We start from the raw sequence: 15,505 nt of genomic DNA, 5'->3' as shown, positions 1-15,505 counted from the left end.
GACGCATCAGCACGGCGCGTGAAGTACAGAACGCGAGGTTACATAAGCCCTACAACCTCGCGCGTCGCGTACTCGTGCGATCGTTTTTGAACTGTGTGGGTTCGTGCGTGGTCTTTCATGTACCGCCACGTTTGTTCCATTGGCTTCCTTAAGTGAATCCCATGTCGACTACACCGAACACCCAAGCTTCCGATCAAGCCACTTCCACCCAAACACCAAGCTGCAAGGTCAGTGCAAGTCCGCACGACGCGCCAGCGTCGCCGGCCGGCAAGCGGCCCGCGCCGCCGTGTACGCTGGTGATCTTCGGCGCGGGCGGTGATCTGACCAAACGTCTGCTGATGCCCGCGCTTTACAACCTTGCCGTCGATGGCCTGCTCGACGGCGGCATGAAGATCATCGGCATCAATCACGGTGAGCGTGAAACGAGCGCGTGGCGCGACGACCTGCATCAGTCGCTCGAGCAATTTGCCGCCGACAAAGCCAGCACCTTCCACGCAGGCAAGCTCGACGACAAAGCGTGGGATTGGGTCGCGCAACGCCTCGAATACATGGCGGGCGAATTCGAAAGCGACGATACGTTCACGAAGCTCAAGCAGAAGCTTGATCAATCGTCGGGTGGCAACGTGATTTTTTATCTCGCTGTGACGTCGCGTTTTTTCAAGCCGATCGTCGAGCATCTCGGTAAGGCCGGTTTGCTGAAAGAAGGCGATGGCGATCATGGCGGCTTCCGCCGCATCGTGATCGAGAAACCGTTCGGCACCGATCTCGCTTCGGCGCGCGATCTGAACGAACATATCCTGTCGTACGCGAAAGAAGAGCAGGTGTATCGCATCGATCACTTTCTCGGTAAGGACACCGTGCAGAGCATTCTCGCGGTGCGTTTTGCGAATGCGCTATTCGAGCCGGTATGGCGGCGCGAATATATCGACAGTGTGCAGATCACCGCCGCCGAAACGATCGGCGTGGAAGGGCGCGGCAAGTTCTACGAGCAGACCGGCGCGTTTCGCGACATGCTGCCGAACCATCTGTTCCAGTTGCTCGGCATGGTCGCGATGGAACCGCCCAATTCGTTCGACGCCGAAGCCGTGCGCGACAAGAAGGCCGACATCTTCGACGCCATCCAGCCGCTCACTCCCGACGACGTCGTGTTCGGACAATACGAAAAAGGCCCCACTGGCGTGGGCTATCGTGAAGAACCGGACGTCGCGCCCGATAGCTCGACGGAAACCTACGCCGCAGCACGTGTGTTCGTCGAGAACTGGCGTTGGGCCGGCGTGCCGTTTTATCTGCGCACGGGTAAAAGGCTCGCTGCGCGTCGCACGGAAATTTCAGTGCAACTGAAACCTGTGCCGTTCCGCCTGTTCCGCGATACGCCGGTCGACGCGCTCACGCCGAACGTGCTGACCTTGCGCATCGATCCGGCGCACGGCACGAGCTTCGACTTCAATGTGAAAACGCCGGGGCCGGTGATGCAGATCGGCGCGGTGCAGTCATCGTTCGATTACAACGACTTCTTTACCGAGCGCGCGAACGTTGGCTATGAGACGTTGCTGTACGACTGCATGCTCGGCGACGAGACGCTGTTCCAGCGCGCGGACAGCATCGAAACGAGCTGGAGCGCGGTCGACGACGTGCTGCATCCGAAAACCGGCGGCGCGGTACCCGTGCATGGTTACGCGTCCGGCAGCGAAGGCCCGGCGCAAGCAGATGCACTGCTCGCGCGCAACGGGCACGCATGGCGTCCGTTGAAACAGAATCCAGTCGAGAAGAAGTAACTCCAGTATTGCCTCAACATAATCGGGGGACACCTTGGCGACACGTAAAACTGCACGCAGCACAACCAGTCAGCCCACGAGCAAGGCAGCAAGTAGCGCGAAAAAAGCACGCGGTACCGAGCGGATTCTCGCCATCGACGTGGGCGGCACGGGCCTGAAGGCCGCGATCATCGACGCGGACGGGCAGATGAAAACCGAACGCGTGCGCGTGGCGACGCCGCATCCTTGTACGCCAGCGCAACTGGTCGACGCGCTGTTCGCTCTGGTAACGCCGCTGGTCGAACAGGAGCCGCCCACGTTGATGTCGATTGGCTTTCCTGGCGTGGTCCGCGATAACCGCATCCTGACCGCGCCGCATTTCGGCGTGGAAGGCTGGCATGACATCGCGCTCGCGGATTCGCTGGCGCAGCGCCTGGGCGGCTTGCCGGTGCGCATGATCAACGACGCCGAAATGCAGGGCTTCGCTGCAATCGAAGGAAATGGCCTCGAATTCGTGCTGACGCTCGGCACAGGCGCGGGGACCGCGATGTTCCGCGACGGCGAGTTGATGCCGCATCTCGAACTCGCGCATCATCCGGTCAGCAATAAAGGCGTGGCCTACGACGAATACATCGGCGACGCCGCGCGCGGAAAGGTCGGCAACAAACGCTGGAATAAACGCGTCGAGAAAGTGATCGGCATTCTCGATTCGCTGGTTAACTATGACAAGTTGTGGATTGGCGGCGGCAATGCCGCGCGTCTGAAGTTCGATTTGCCGGCCAACGTGGCGACTGTGTCGAACGACGCGGGCATTGAAGGCGGCGCGCGCCTGTGGCATCCGAAATCGGTGCGCGAGACGCGGCAGTTGCCGGAAGCGAATCAGCGCACGGGCCATTTCAAGTAGCCCGGTTTCGACCCGCCTGCCTGCCGCGCCTGAGCCCGCCTAGCGCGCGGCGTCTCCCCAGCGATACTGCACGCTGGCTTCGTCGAGTTGCGTCTTGATCTGCGCATCGAGCACCAACTCGGAAGCCGCGAGCGTATCGCTCAATTGTTCCGCACGGCTCGCGCCGATAATCGCCGACGTAATCAGCGGATTGGCCAGCACCCATGCGAGCGACACGCGCGTCAACGATTCGCCGGTCGGCGCGACGATTGTTTTCAATTGTTCGATGGTCTCGAATTCGCGCTGATGCCAGTAGCGCTCCTGGTACATTGCGCCAGCCTTACCAACCGTTTCGGTGAAGCGCCCGCTAGCGGGCGTCGCGTTCAACTGATGCTTGCCAGTCAGCAAGCCGCCCGCCAGCGGGTTGTAGGGGATCACGGCCAGTTGTTCTTCGCTAGCCAACGGTAGCAACTCCCGTTCGATTTGCCGGAACAACAGGTTGTAGCGTGGCTGCACCGAGACGAAACGCGCCGTGCGTAAAACATCCGCGCGTCCCAGCGCGCGGGCGAGCCGATAAGCAAGGAAGTTCGATACGCCGATGTAGCGCGCTTTTCCCGAGCGCACGATCACGTCCAGCGCTTCGAGCGTTTCGTCGAGCGGCGTGTTCGCGTCGTCGGAATGGAGCTGGTAGAGGTCGACGTAATCGGTGCCGAGCCGGCGCAAAGACGCGTCGATAGCATCCAGCAGATGTTTGCGTGACGCGCCCTGATCCCACGCCGCCGGTCCCATCTTGCCGACGGCTTTGGTCGCCAGAATAAAGCGCTCGCGTTTGCCCTTCAGCCAACGCCCGACGATTTCCTCCGTGCGCCCGGCAATATTCTCACCGCCGCCGAGCGGATACACATTGGCTGTATCGATGAAATTCACGCCGGCATCCGCCGCCGTGTCGAGAATGCGATGCGAAACGTCTTCTTCAGTTTGCAGACCAAAAGTCATCGTGCCGAGACACAGGCGCGAAACGGTCAGGCCAGTGTGGCCGAATTTTCGGTATTGCATGGTCAACTCCGGGATGGACGGGACACCGACGCGGTGCAGTGTTGCAAAAAGGATAAACGGTGTCGCGATTTAATGCGCTGTACCACGACCGCCTGATGTTATTTGTTTGAAAGATTTGGCGCTGCAGTTAAATAACAAGAAGCCTTATTGCAATTACGTATTCATTCATTAGACATTACAACAAAGTAATAAAACCAGCTCGCGGCTATTCAAATGTTTACAAATACCCTTCGCTCGTAAGATTCTGAAACAATTTCATTGCGCGAGGTAACGCGCGCCGCGATTGTAGGGATTTACTGCGTGTGGAATGATATCGATTCTCATTTAAAAAACTAGCCAGCTATTCCGTCATCGGGTGCTCGACGAGCCCGACCGGCAGCCAGCCAATTGCGCTTTTGTCATCTATCTCATGGCATACATGCAAGATCGGCAGGCGCACATCTGACGGGATTTCCATGTTCAACCACACGCCGCTCGCGACTGCGTTAGCGCTAGCTTTTGCCATTCCATTTGCAACACCCGCAGTCGCGCAGACCGCGCCCCAGACTACGGCGCAGTCCGCATCGGACAATGCGACGACCGGCGCAAACGCAACCACCGACGCAACGAAAACAACAACAGCGACGGACAGCGGAACGCTGCCGACTATCGGCATCGCCGCGCAATCCGAGCAACAGGACTTCCAGGCAGAGCGCTCGAACGTCGGCGCCAAGACGCCGACCGCATTGCGGGACATTCCGCAAACCGTCACGGTGATCAACAAGGACGTCCTCGCGTCGCAAGGCGCTACGTCGTTTCAGGATGCGCTGCGCAATGCGCCGGGCGTGACGATCGGCGGTGCGGAAGGCGGGCAGATCGGCAATAACATCAACCTGCGTGGCTTCACCGCGCAGAACGATATCTACCTGGACGGCTTTCGCGATCGCAACCAGTACTATCGCGACACCTTCGACCTCGAAGAAATCGAAGTGCTGTATGGCCCGTCGTCGATGCTGTTCGGCCGGGGCTCGACCGGTGGCGTGATCAATCAGGTCAGCAAGAAAGCGAATCTGAAAGACTCGGCGGAAATCTCGACGACGGTCGGCACCGACGACCACTACCGCACGTCGGTCGACGTGAACCACAAGCTGAACGATACGTCCGCGATCCGCCTGAACGCGTTCGGTCAAAGCATCGGTTCGACGCGCGACGTAATGAAGAACAAGGACTTCGGCGTCGCGCCGGAAGTGCGTTTCGGGATCGGCACGCCGACCGAAGTCACGCTGTCCGCGCTGATCCAGCACAACCACGACATGCCCGACTACGGCATCCAGGCATTGAACGGCCGCCCTTCGCCGGTGCCGCGCAACACGTTCTACGGTTTGACGTCCGACCGCACGATCCAGGATGTGCAGACGTTCAATGCGTCGATCAAACACAAGTTCTCGGACGCGCTCACGTTCACCAACCAGACGCAGCTGTCGCACTCGATGACCGACGCGCGCGAGACCGCGCCTCAATCGGTACTGACGGGGCCGCTGGCGACGAGTCCGGCGTTGAGCAACGGTAATTTCACGTCGCTGCCGCCGTCGGAATTGTTCATCAAGTTGCAGAGCCATGATCGTGTGATCGAGAACCACTCGATCTACAACGACACGATGGTCGAATACAAATTCGACACCGGTCCGATCAAGCATGACTTGATTACCGGCATTGAACTCGGCCACGACAGCTACACGAACCAGGCCTACACGCGTAACAACCTGCCGGTCGTGACGATGCTGGACCCGGCGATCATGTCGTCGCCCGCGGGTGTGACCACGACGGTCGGCAACTTCGCCGATTCGGGATCGAACGAAATCGCGGCGTATGCGAACGACACCATTTCGCTCAATCAGCACTGGAAGGTGATTGGCGGCTTGCGTTGGGATCGCTTTCAGGCGCAGATCCACAACTCGACCAGCCTGCCGGCCTATGCGACGCAGACGAACTTCTTCACCAGCGTTCGCGCGGGCGTGATTTATCAGCCGACCGACTGGCAGTCGTACTACGTGTCGTACGGTACATCGTTCGACCCGTCGCTCGAAGCGTTGACGTTGACCAATCTGACGCAGAACCTCGCGCCGGAGTCGACCAAGTCGTATGAAGTGGGCGGCAAGTGGGATCTGCTGGGCGGCAATCTGTCGGTGAATTCTGCGTTCTTCCGCGAGGAAATGGACAACGCCCGTACGCAGGTTTCGACGACCGAGTACGAACTCGACGGCGACGTTCGGGTGGACGGCTTCCAGGCTGGCGTGACGGGTCACATCACCGACAAGTGGCAGATTTTCGGCGGCTATACGTACATGGACGCCACCATCCTGAAGGCCGCCGACGGCACGCAAGGTCACACACCGGCCAACACCCCGCACAATACGCTGACGCTGTGGTCGACCTACGCGATCACGCCGCACTGGGAAATTGGCGGTGGCCCGACCTACATGTCGCCGCGCTACGCGTCGAACACGAACTATGTGCGAGTGCCGGGCTACACGCGTTGGGATGCGACGGCTGCATATCACGCGAAGAAATACGATGTGCGCCTGAACCTGCTGAACATGACGAACAAGGAGTACTTCGACGCGCTGATTCCGTCCGACGGTGGCCGTTCGGTGCCGGGTATTGGCCGCACGCTGCTGGCGACGTTCGACTACCGCTTCTGATACACGCCAGGCGGATGCGTTAGGCTTACCGGTTTGCTTATTGGTCTGATATTGGTCTGGCTAACTTCGGTAACCCAGACAACCCGGTCCACCGGTAAGCCGACACAAAGGAAACACAATGTTGTTGCATATTCCGAATGTACTGGACGCCGAGCAGTTGCGCTTCGTGCGTGAACGGCTCGATCAGGCGGGCGACGCCTGGGTGGATGGCCGCGCGACCGCCGGTTACCAGGGTGCGCCAGTCAAACGCAACCAGCAGATCGCCGAGTACTCGCCCATTGCGCGCGAGTTGGGCGATGTGGTTGTCGGCGCAATCGAACGCAACCCGCTGTTCATCAGCGCGGTGCTGCCGAACCAAGTGTATCCGCCGCTGTTCAACCGTTACGAAGACGGCATGCATTTCGGCAGCCATGTCGACGGCGCGGTGCGGGTGCTGCCCAATGGCGTGAAGCTGCGCACCGATGTGTCGGCGACGCTGTTCATCTCCGACCCGGACGATTACGACGGCGGCGAACTCGTCATTGAAGACAACTTTGGCGTACAGCAGGTAAAGCTGCCGGCCGGTGACATGATCGTCTATCCGGCCACCAGCCTGCATCAGATCACCCCGGTCACGCGCGGTGTGCGCGTAGCCAGTTTCTTCTGGGTGCAAAGCCTCGTACGTAGCGACACGCAGCGCGCGCTGCTGTTCGATATGGACACCGCCATTCAACGTCTGAATGCAACCCAGGCCGACGATGCGGCACGCCGCAGTCTGGTCGGCTGTTATCACAATCTATTGCGTACCTGGAGTGAAACGTGAGCGTACCCGAGACTATCGACCTTCAAGCGGCTGTTGGCACCGACCACGCGACGCATGCGCCGCATCGGCTCGACAGCGATGAGCTGAAGTCACGGCAGCGGCGCTCGCGGCGCGCGATTTTCGTCAAGTGGCTGCGCAAGGTGCATGGCTGGGTAGGTTTGTGGGGCGCGGTTCTGGGCCTGCTGTTCGGTACCACGGGTTTCTTTCTGAATCATCGGGGTGGGCCGCTCAGAGTGTCGACGGGGGAGCCGCAGGTGTCGACGGTGCAGGTGCCGGTGCCGCAACCCGCACCCGACACGCCGCGCGAACTCGGCAAATGGCTCAAGCACGAACTGAAGCTGGCCGGTAATCCGGGGCGCGTGCAGAAAGAGCCGGCGCATCCGGTCGCGTGGGGCGACCGCAGCGTCGTTCAGCCCGAACATTGGCAATTGAACTTCGCGTCGCCGCGAGAAAATACGTCGGTCGAGTACTGGGTCGGCAATGGTTACGTGACGGTCAAGCGCAGCGAAAATACCTTCCTCGCCATGCTGACTAACTTGCATAAAGGTGTCGGTCTGAGCATCGGCTGGGTGTTGCTGATCGATACGCTCGCGGGCAGTCTGATTCTTTTGTCGCTCACGGGCGTGCTGCTGTGGACCGAGTTGAACAAGCGCAAGACGGTCGGAGTCGTGTTGGTGTTGGGGTCGATCGCCGCTGCCGTCTGCATGAGCATGATGTAAGAAAGTCGCTTCTTTGACGATGTGAACACCGGTCGGCGCGCAGGTCGCCCGATCGGGAAGTTCGCCTTGTTCGTGCAATGCGTCAAGGTATGTTTTACCGTCAATTTCGTCTTACGCGCTGTCGTCGCCCGCTGCGGCCAAGGCGGCCCGGTCAAACATCTGTCTCGAGCGCGAAAACCCTGCTGGGTCAGGCGTTTGACGCGCCCACTCTCCTTCCTTCGTCACGCTGCTCCATGCGAGAATCGCGCTATACCAATGGCGTCGTTATCGTTAGTGGTCCGTGTGAGCCGGGCACCGCTTTTGCAACAGCGACCCCGCACGACGACTATGACCCCCCGCGTGAAGGAGATCGCGTTGAAAGAGCCGGACCGCTTCCTGTCGGATGTATCGCCCGTCGGCCTCGGCGTGCCGTCTTTTCTTGCCGGCGGCGGCGAACTGGGCGCATTGATCCGCGCCTATGACTGGAGCCAGACAGCTCTCGGTGAACCCGAAAGCTGGCCGCAAGGGTTGAAGATCGCGATCCGCATCATGCTCACGTCGCGGCAACCGATCTGGATCGGCTGGGGCAAAGAATTACTGTACTTTTACAACGATCCCTACAAATCGATCATTGGCGGCAAACATCCCGTTGCGCTGGGTCAGCCTACGCACGCCGTGTGGCGCGAAATCTGGCCGGACATCGAGCCGCTGTTGAACACCGCGCTGGCCGGTGCCGAAGGGATTTTCGTCGAGCAGAAGCTGCTCATCATGGAGCGCAACGGCTTTCCCGAGGAGACGTATTACACCTTCTCGTACAGCCCGATTCCTGGCGACGACGGCGAACCCGGCGGCATTATCTGCGCGAACAGCGACGATACCGTGCGCGTGGTCGGCGAGCGCCAACTCGCGTTGCTCAAGGAACTCGCGGCGGCCAGCCCCGATGGGCGCGACTGGCGCGACGCGTGTCAACTGAGCGCGGCAGCGTTGTGCACCAATCCGCAGGACCTGCCTTTTGCGTTGCTGTATGCGGCCGCTCCCGGCAGCGATACGGCGACGCTGGTCGGCACCTGTGGCATCGAGCCAGGGCATCCCGGCGCGCCCGAGTCGATGCGTCTGGATGACGGCTCGCTGTGGCCGGTCGCCGATGTGTTTACGATTGCGGCGCCGCAGCTCGTGCGCGATCTGACCGGGCGCTTTGGTGCCGCGCTGCCGAGCGGCCCGTGGCACATCGCACCGGAACAGGCGGTGATCCTGCCGGTGTCGCCGGGAAGTGACACGACGCATGCCGTGGTGCTGATCGCGGGTCTGAATCCCTGCCGTCTGTTTGACGATGCGTACCGCAGTTTTCTGACTCTGGCCGCTGGCCAGATCGGCGCGGCGATCGGTTACGCGCAGGCTTATGAAGAAGAGCGGCGGCGCGCGGAAGCGCTGGCGGAAATCGATCTTGCCAAGACGACGTTCTTCTCCAACATCAGCCATGAATTCCGCACGCCGTTGACGCTCATGCTCGGCCCGCTCGAAGAATTGCTCGCCAAGCCGCAGCTCGCGGATCACGCTGACGATCGCGCCCGCAACACCGGTCTCGATGACCGCGCGCTGATCGAGATCACGCATCGCAATGGCTTGCGTCTGCTGAAGCTCGTCAACGCGCTGCTCGATTTTTCGCGAATCGAGGTGGGGCGCATGCAGATTCATACGCAGCCCACCAACATCGCGTCGTTTACCGCCGAACTCGCGTCGCTGTTCGAGTCGGCGATCCAGGCAGCCGGACTGCAGCTCGAACTGGACATTCCGCCGACACCCATCATTGCGCGGATCGACCGTGAGATGTGGGAAAAGGTCGTGATGAACCTGCTGTCGAACGCGTACAAGTTCACGTTCTTCGGCACGATCCGGGTCGCGGTGCGCGCGGCTGACGACGGCGGCGTCGAAGTCAGCGTGACGGATAGCGGTATCGGTATTGCGCAGGAAGAAGTGCCGCGTCTGTTCGAGCGCTTTCACCGCGTGGCGGGTGCGCCCGGCCGTTCCGTCGAAGGCAGCGGGATCGGACTTGCGATGGTGCAGGAGCTGGTGAAACTGCATGGCGGCAGCGTGCGGGTCGACAGCGAGTCGGGCAAGGGCGCGTGCTTCACCGTCGCGTTGCCGCGCGTCGCCGTGTTGCCGCAGACCGACGACGAAGCCGTGCACGCCGCGATGAGCCAGCACGCGCGAACCTATGTCGACGCCGCGTTGCGCTGGAGCCCGGAGAACGAAATCTTCGCCGACGAAGCGGCGCAGAACGCGCCGGAGCCCTCAGGGCAAACCAGGCCCGAAGGCGCATCTGCCGAGCCGGCGCGGCTGCTGGTCGTCGACGACAACGCCGATTTGCGCGACTACATGAGCCGGATTCTGCGCGCCGCAGGCCACCACGTACGTGTCGCCACCGACGGCGAAGCAGCGCTCGCGGCGGCCCGCGCAGAGCCGCCCGATCTGGTGCTGTCCGACGTGATGATGCCGCGCCTCGACGGCTTCGGACTGTTGCGTGAATTGCGCGCCGATCCTGTATTGCGCGAGACGCCGGTCGTGATGCTGTCGGCGCGCGCGGGCGAAGAGGCCCGCGTCGACGGAATCGAGCAGGGCGCCGACGACTACCTGACCAAGCCGTTTTCAGCGCGCGAACTGTTGGCGCGCGTGGCCGGCAATCTGCAACTCGCGCGCTTGCGCCGTGAGACCGAGATGAAGCTGCGCGAGGAATCGCGCACGCTCGAAATTCTCAACCGCGTCGGCGCGACCGTGGCCGCTGAACTCGACCTCAAGCGCGCAGTGCAGATCGTCACCGACGCCGCGACGGAACTGACCGGCGCGGCATTCGGTTCTTTCTTCTACAACGTCCTCGACGACCAGGGCGGCAGCTACATGCTGTACACGCTGTCCGGCATACCCCAGGATTCGTTCGAACGGTTTCCGATGCCGCGCAACACGGCCGTGTTCGCCCCCACCTTCATGGGCGAAGGTATCGTGCGTTCCGACGACATCACCCAGGACCCGCGTTACGGGCACAACGCACCGCATCGCGGCATGCCCAAGGGTCATCTGAAAGTGCGCAGCTATCTGGCGGCGCCAGTGCAATCGCGCGGTGGCGAAGTGGTGGGCGGGCTGTTTTTCGGGCATCCGGAAGCCGGTGTATTCACCGAACGTTCCGAGCGGATCGTGGCGGGCATCGCCGCGCAGGCCGCGATTGCGATCGACAACGCGCGTCTGTACGAGGCCGCGCAACGGGAAATCGCCGAGCGCGGCAAGGCGCAGGATGCGTTGCGCGATCTGAACGAGACGCTGGAGCGTCGCGTGATCGAGACGGTGGCGGATCGCGACCGTCTGTGGGAACTGAGCGAAGACCTGCTGGTAGTGGCCGATGTCGAAGGACGCTTGCAGCGCGTGAGCCCCTCGTGGAGCAGCATGCTCGGCCATAATCTGCACTGGCTGAAGTCGCGTTCGTATGCCGATCTGGTTCATCCCGACGACATCGGCATCGTCAGCATGCATCTGGCCGAACTGCGCCGCACGGGCGTGCCGGTGCGCTATGAAAACCGCTTCAAGCGAATTGACGGCACGTGGCGCTGGGTGGCGTGGACGCTCGCACTCGACCCCGACAGCGAGCGCATTCACGGCGTGGGCCGCGATGTCACCGCCGACAAGGAAACCACCGAGGCGCTGCATCACGCGGAAGAAGCGTTGCGCATGGCGCAGAAGATGGAAGCGATCGGCAAGCTGACAGGCGGCGTTGCGCATGACTTCAACAATCTGCTGCAAGTGATCGGCGGCAATCTGCAACTGCTTGCTAAAGACGTGGCCGGGTCCGAGAAACCTGAGCAACGGGTGCGTAATGCACTCGCCGGGGTCGCGCGTGGCGCCAATCTCGCTTCGCAATTGCTCGCGTTCGGGCGGCGCCAGCCGCTGGCGCCGAAGGTCGTCAACCTGGGCCGCTTCGTGCGCGGTCTCGACGATATGCTGCGGCGCGCGCTGGGCGATGGTGTCGAAATCGAGACCATCGTATCGGGCGGATTATGGAATACGCTGGTCGATCCGTTCCAGGTCGAGAATGCGCTGCTCAATCTGGCGATCAATTCGCGCGACGCGATGAGCGGACACGGCCGGCTCACGATCGAAGCCGGCAACGCCGCGCTCGACGATGTTTACGCCAAACGCAACGGCGAAGTCACGCCGGGGCAATACGTGATGCTCGCGGTCACGGATACCGGGGCCGGCATGGCGCCGGAAATCCGTGAGCGTGTGTTCGAGCCGTTCTTCACGACCAAGCCGGAAGGCCAGGGCACGGGGCTCGGCTTGAGCATGGTGTACGGGTTCGTCAAGCAGTCCGGCGGGCATGTGAAAATTTACAGCGAACAGGGGCACGGCACCACGATCCGCATTTATCTGCCGCGGGTTCGGCAGGAAGAAGATCTCGAAACGAACATCGATGCCGGTCCCGCGAAGGGCGGCACGGAAACGATCCTGGCCGTCGAGGATGACGAGGAGGTCCGCGCCACGGTGGTCGAAATGTTGTCCGACCTCGGCTATCGCGTGCTGAAAGCGAAAGATGCGCAAAGCGCGCTGGCGATTATCGAAAGCGGCGTGCCGATCGACCTGCTTTTCACGGACGTAGTCATGCCCGGCCCGTTGCGTAGTCCCGAACTCGCACGCAAGGCACGCGAGCGTTTGCCGACGATTGCGGTGCTGTTCACGTCGGGCTATACGGACAACGCGATCGTGCATTCCGGGCGACTCGATGAAGGCATCGAATTGCTCAGTAAGCCATACACGCACGAAGCGTTGGCGCGCAAGGTCCGCTATGTATTGCAAACGCAGAATCCCCAGGCTGCGGAGCTTGCCGAAGTCGAGCAGGAACGTTTGCAGATTGATCCACCGCTTACGTCGGCGAGTGCCGACAGCTTTACCTCAGAGGCACGCATGCGAATTTTGCTGGTGGAAGATGATGAATTGATCCGCTTGAGTACTGCGGAATTGTTGCGCACGTTCGACTTCGACATTTTTGAAGCCGAAGGCGAGCAGGACGCGAAGCGAATACTCAGCGAACACGCGATCGATGTGATGCTGACCGACGTGGGCCTGGCGGGCAAATCAGGCGTCGATCTGGCAATGGACGTCTGCCGCGAACGCTCCGATCTGCGGGTGATCTTTCTGACGGGCTACGATCTTGTGCTGACACCCGAGCAACGCGAAGTTTTACCGCACGCCATTTCGCTGCGCAAACCCTACGAACTGATGAATCTGATCGACGCGTTGAACACGCCGCAAAGCTAAGTCGTCGGGCTGCACGGCACCTTGCAGGATTGCGAGCGGAACCTCAGCCGCTCGCGCTAGAATCCTCGCAAACTGCTACGCGCCAGGCCCTGGCGGACTCTGCCGATGACCACCCCTGCCAATCCCGTCGACGCCGCACTGGTCACGCGACGTTCGATCCGCGCATTTCTTCCCACGCCGGTGCCGCGCGCCGACATCGAAGCGATTCTCGAAGCCGCCAGCCGCGCACCGTCGGGCACCAATACGCAGCCGTGGAAGGTCTATGTGGTGACCGGCGAGTCGCTCGTGCATCTCTCGCGTAGCCTCGTCGCTGCATACAACGATCCGCAGCGCGACGCGCTGTATCGGGAGGAATATCGGTACTATCCGCAGCGCTGGGTGTCGCCGTATATCGACCGGCGCCGCAAGGTGGGCTGGGATCTGTACGGGCTGCTGGGCATCGAAAAGGGCAACAAGGCGCGTATGCATGAACAGCATGCGCAGAACTACCGCTTCTTCGGCGCGCCCGTGGGTTTGTTCTTCACCATCGACCGTGGGTTGGAACGGGGCAGCTGGCTCGACTACGGCATGTTCGTCCAGGCGATCATGACAGCCGCGCGCGGGCGTGGACTCGATACCTGTCCACAGGCCGCGTTCACGCAGTTTCATCAGGTGATCGGCGAGCACCTCGGACTGCAGGACAATGAGCAACTGGTGTGCGGCATGTCGCTCGGTTACGCCGACGAACACGCGCTCGTCAACACGCTGCGCACCGAGCGTGAACCGGTGGAACGGTTCGCGCGATTCCTCGAATAACCAGAACCTGTTTGCGTGCGATCGCCACGCCCCACATTCCCTCGGACCAATATGAAAACATCGCGCCGTCAATTTCTGATGCTGGGTGCGAGCCTTGGCTCATCGCTCGTTCTGTCTAACGGCGCTTTCGCCGACACCGCGAACACGCTCAGCGAATCCGATCCCGCAGCGCAAGCGGTCGGCTATAAAGAAGATGCGTCGAAGGTCGATAAGGCGAAGTTTCCCAGCTACGTAGCAGGGCAAACTTGCGCCAGTTGCTCGCTGTTTCAGGGCAAAGCTACCGATGCGTATGGTGGCTGCACCTTGTTCGGCACGAAGCAGGTCGCGGCGCGTGGCTGGTGCAGTTCGTATTCGACGATGTGACGATTTGACGATGTGATTAGCCGTGGGTGACTGGCGGCGGCGCGTGGCGGGACGCCATAGCGCCCACGTCGTCGTCGCAGCAGAATTAGCCAAACACCTTCAACACCAACTCATGCGAGCGGCCGATCCAGACAGCCGCATCGCGATGATCGCGTAACGCGTTGCCGGTATTCGGGTGCATAAAAATATCGAGCGCGCCGTGGTTCAGCGTCAGCCAACCCACCACGTCCGTAAATTGCGCTTGCGTGAATTCGAGCTGATACGACCACATGGGATGCGGCCCGACCGGTCGTTCATGAAAGCGGCCGATCAGCAGTGTGTCGCGCCAATAAGTCTCGATCTGTTCGCGGAAGGCCCAGGCAGCGTCGCGGCTGGTCGAGTCGAAATAAATATGAGCGTGCCAACTTTCGATGGCAGAGGTATCGCGAAGAGTCATACAAGGTCCGTTGTCTATCTGGCTTTATCCGACATTCATTCTGCTTCAGTTTCCGTCGACGTGCGCACTGCGCGCCTCATGTAAAACTGTATGTCATCTTCGCCGACGATCTCGAAGCCAAGTCGATCGTACAGCCGTTTCGCGGGATTGCCTTTGATCACCTTCAACGTGACGGGCAACGCGTCGGCCTGAGCGGCACGCAACACACGATGCAGCACACGCTCTCCAATGCCGCGCCCTTGTAGCGTTGGCAAAACCTGTATCTGGACGACGACCCACTCGGTGTCGGTGCGGTGCGCTTTCAGCAAGCCGGCTGGCGTGCCGTCGATGCATATCACCTGCGCCGTGTCGTAACGATGCAGCAGACGCGCGCGATGCGCGGCGTCGTCGGCCGGTTCGCCGACGCGCGTCAGGTACTCCGTCATCGTGGCCTTGCGCAGCGCGAACAGGAAGTCCTCGTCAGCGGCTAGAGCCGGGCGCAGGGTTAAGGTGGGCTTCTGGCTGGTCATGTCGAAGGCGTTTCCGGTGCGGGACTGGCCCGCCCCGGTTAGTAAGAATGGTCGTGAATTGTCGTGTTGTCGGTGCTTTTTTACCACGTGCTCATGTTTCGCTCTCGCCACCCGCGGGTTCAACGCGCTAGCTCGCCGTTCCCGCCGGATGTCCATTCGACCGGCATTCGGCATGCATCGGCATGCGTCACATCAGGCGCGCTCTGCGTTTGCGGGTTGTCGAAGGC

Annotated in this window: 11 protein-coding genes; 8 read left to right on the top strand and 3 right to left on the bottom strand. The window is 61.2% G+C overall.

What is annotated here, in order from left to right; translation table 11 throughout:
- The first annotated feature begins 161 nt into the window (after positions 1 to 161).
- On the top strand, positions 162 to 1,775 hold the full coding sequence (gene zwf / locus LMG28727_RS22865) for a glucose-6-phosphate dehydrogenase (protein WP_201644593.1): 1,614 nt from the start codon (positions 162 to 164) through the stop codon (positions 1,773 to 1,775).
- A 124-nt stretch (positions 1,776 to 1,899) separates the two neighbouring features.
- Positions 1,900 to 2,658, top strand: a complete 759-nt coding sequence (locus LMG28727_RS22860) for an ROK family protein (RefSeq protein WP_201644750.1) — start codon at positions 1,900 to 1,902, stop codon at positions 2,656 to 2,658.
- Positions 2,659 to 2,697: 39 nt separating this feature from the next.
- Here the strand turns inward: LMG28727_RS22860 and LMG28727_RS22855 are convergent, their stop codons facing one another.
- The gene (locus LMG28727_RS22855; protein ID WP_201644592.1) at positions 2,698 to 3,693 is read right to left on the bottom strand and encodes an aldo/keto reductase; all 996 of its coding nucleotides are present in this window, start codon (positions 3,691 to 3,693) and stop codon (positions 2,698 to 2,700) included.
- 455 nt (positions 3,694 to 4,148) lie between these two features.
- Between LMG28727_RS22855 and LMG28727_RS22850 the strand changes: the two genes are divergently transcribed.
- The 6 genes from LMG28727_RS22850 (at position 4,149) to LMG28727_RS22825 (ending at position 14,333) form a co-directional block, all read left to right on the top strand.
- The gene (locus LMG28727_RS22850) at positions 4,149 to 6,374 is read left to right on the top strand and encodes a TonB-dependent receptor (RefSeq protein WP_201644591.1); all 2,226 of its coding nucleotides are present in this window, start codon (positions 4,149 to 4,151) and stop codon (positions 6,372 to 6,374) included.
- Between the two features lie 118 nt (positions 6,375 to 6,492).
- A complete protein-coding gene (locus tag LMG28727_RS22845) occupies positions 6,493 to 7,176 on the top strand; it encodes a Fe2+-dependent dioxygenase (protein WP_201644590.1) in 684 nt (227 codons plus the stop codon).
- Positions 7,173 to 7,895 carry a PepSY-associated TM helix domain-containing protein gene (locus LMG28727_RS22840; RefSeq protein ID WP_201644589.1) on the top strand — a complete coding sequence of 241 codons (723 nt, stop codon included), beginning with the start codon at positions 7,173 to 7,175 and terminating at the stop codon, positions 7,893 to 7,895. Before LMG28727_RS22845 ends, LMG28727_RS22840 begins: the two co-directional genes overlap by 4 nt.
- 327 nt (positions 7,896 to 8,222) lie before the next feature.
- Positions 8,223 to 13,175, top strand: coding sequence for a response regulator (locus LMG28727_RS22835; protein WP_201644588.1), 4,953 nt, complete (start codon positions 8,223 to 8,225; stop codon positions 13,173 to 13,175).
- 105 nt (positions 13,176 to 13,280) lie between these two features.
- On the top strand, positions 13,281 to 13,970 hold the full coding sequence (locus LMG28727_RS22830) for a nitroreductase (RefSeq protein WP_201644587.1): 690 nt from the start codon (positions 13,281 to 13,283) through the stop codon (positions 13,968 to 13,970).
- A gap of 51 nt (positions 13,971 to 14,021) precedes the next feature.
- Entirely contained in the window at positions 14,022 to 14,333 is a 312-nt protein-coding gene (locus LMG28727_RS22825; protein WP_201644586.1) for a high-potential iron-sulfur protein, read from the top strand.
- Positions 14,334 to 14,418: 85 nt separating this feature from the next.
- Here LMG28727_RS22825 and LMG28727_RS22820 read toward each other — a convergent pair whose 3' ends face one another.
- Together LMG28727_RS22820 and LMG28727_RS22815 are read right to left on the bottom strand one after the other, a co-directional pair.
- Positions 14,419 to 14,769 carry a DOPA 4,5-dioxygenase family protein gene (locus LMG28727_RS22820; protein ID WP_201644585.1) on the bottom strand — a complete coding sequence of 117 codons (351 nt, stop codon included), beginning with the start codon at positions 14,767 to 14,769 and terminating at the stop codon, positions 14,419 to 14,421.
- A 35-nt stretch (positions 14,770 to 14,804) separates the two neighbouring features.
- On the bottom strand, positions 14,805 to 15,278 hold the full coding sequence (locus LMG28727_RS22815; RefSeq protein WP_201644584.1) for a GNAT family N-acetyltransferase: 474 nt from the start codon (positions 15,276 to 15,278) through the stop codon (positions 14,805 to 14,807).
- Positions 15,279 to 15,505: the final 227 nt, after the last annotated feature.

The organism is Paraburkholderia metrosideri (assembly GCF_904848625.1).
Lineage (GTDB): Bacteria > Pseudomonadota > Gammaproteobacteria > Burkholderiales > Burkholderiaceae > Paraburkholderia > Paraburkholderia metrosideri.
Note: the sequence above shows the minus strand (reverse complement) of the source record. Positions and strands in the feature narration are given on the sequence as shown.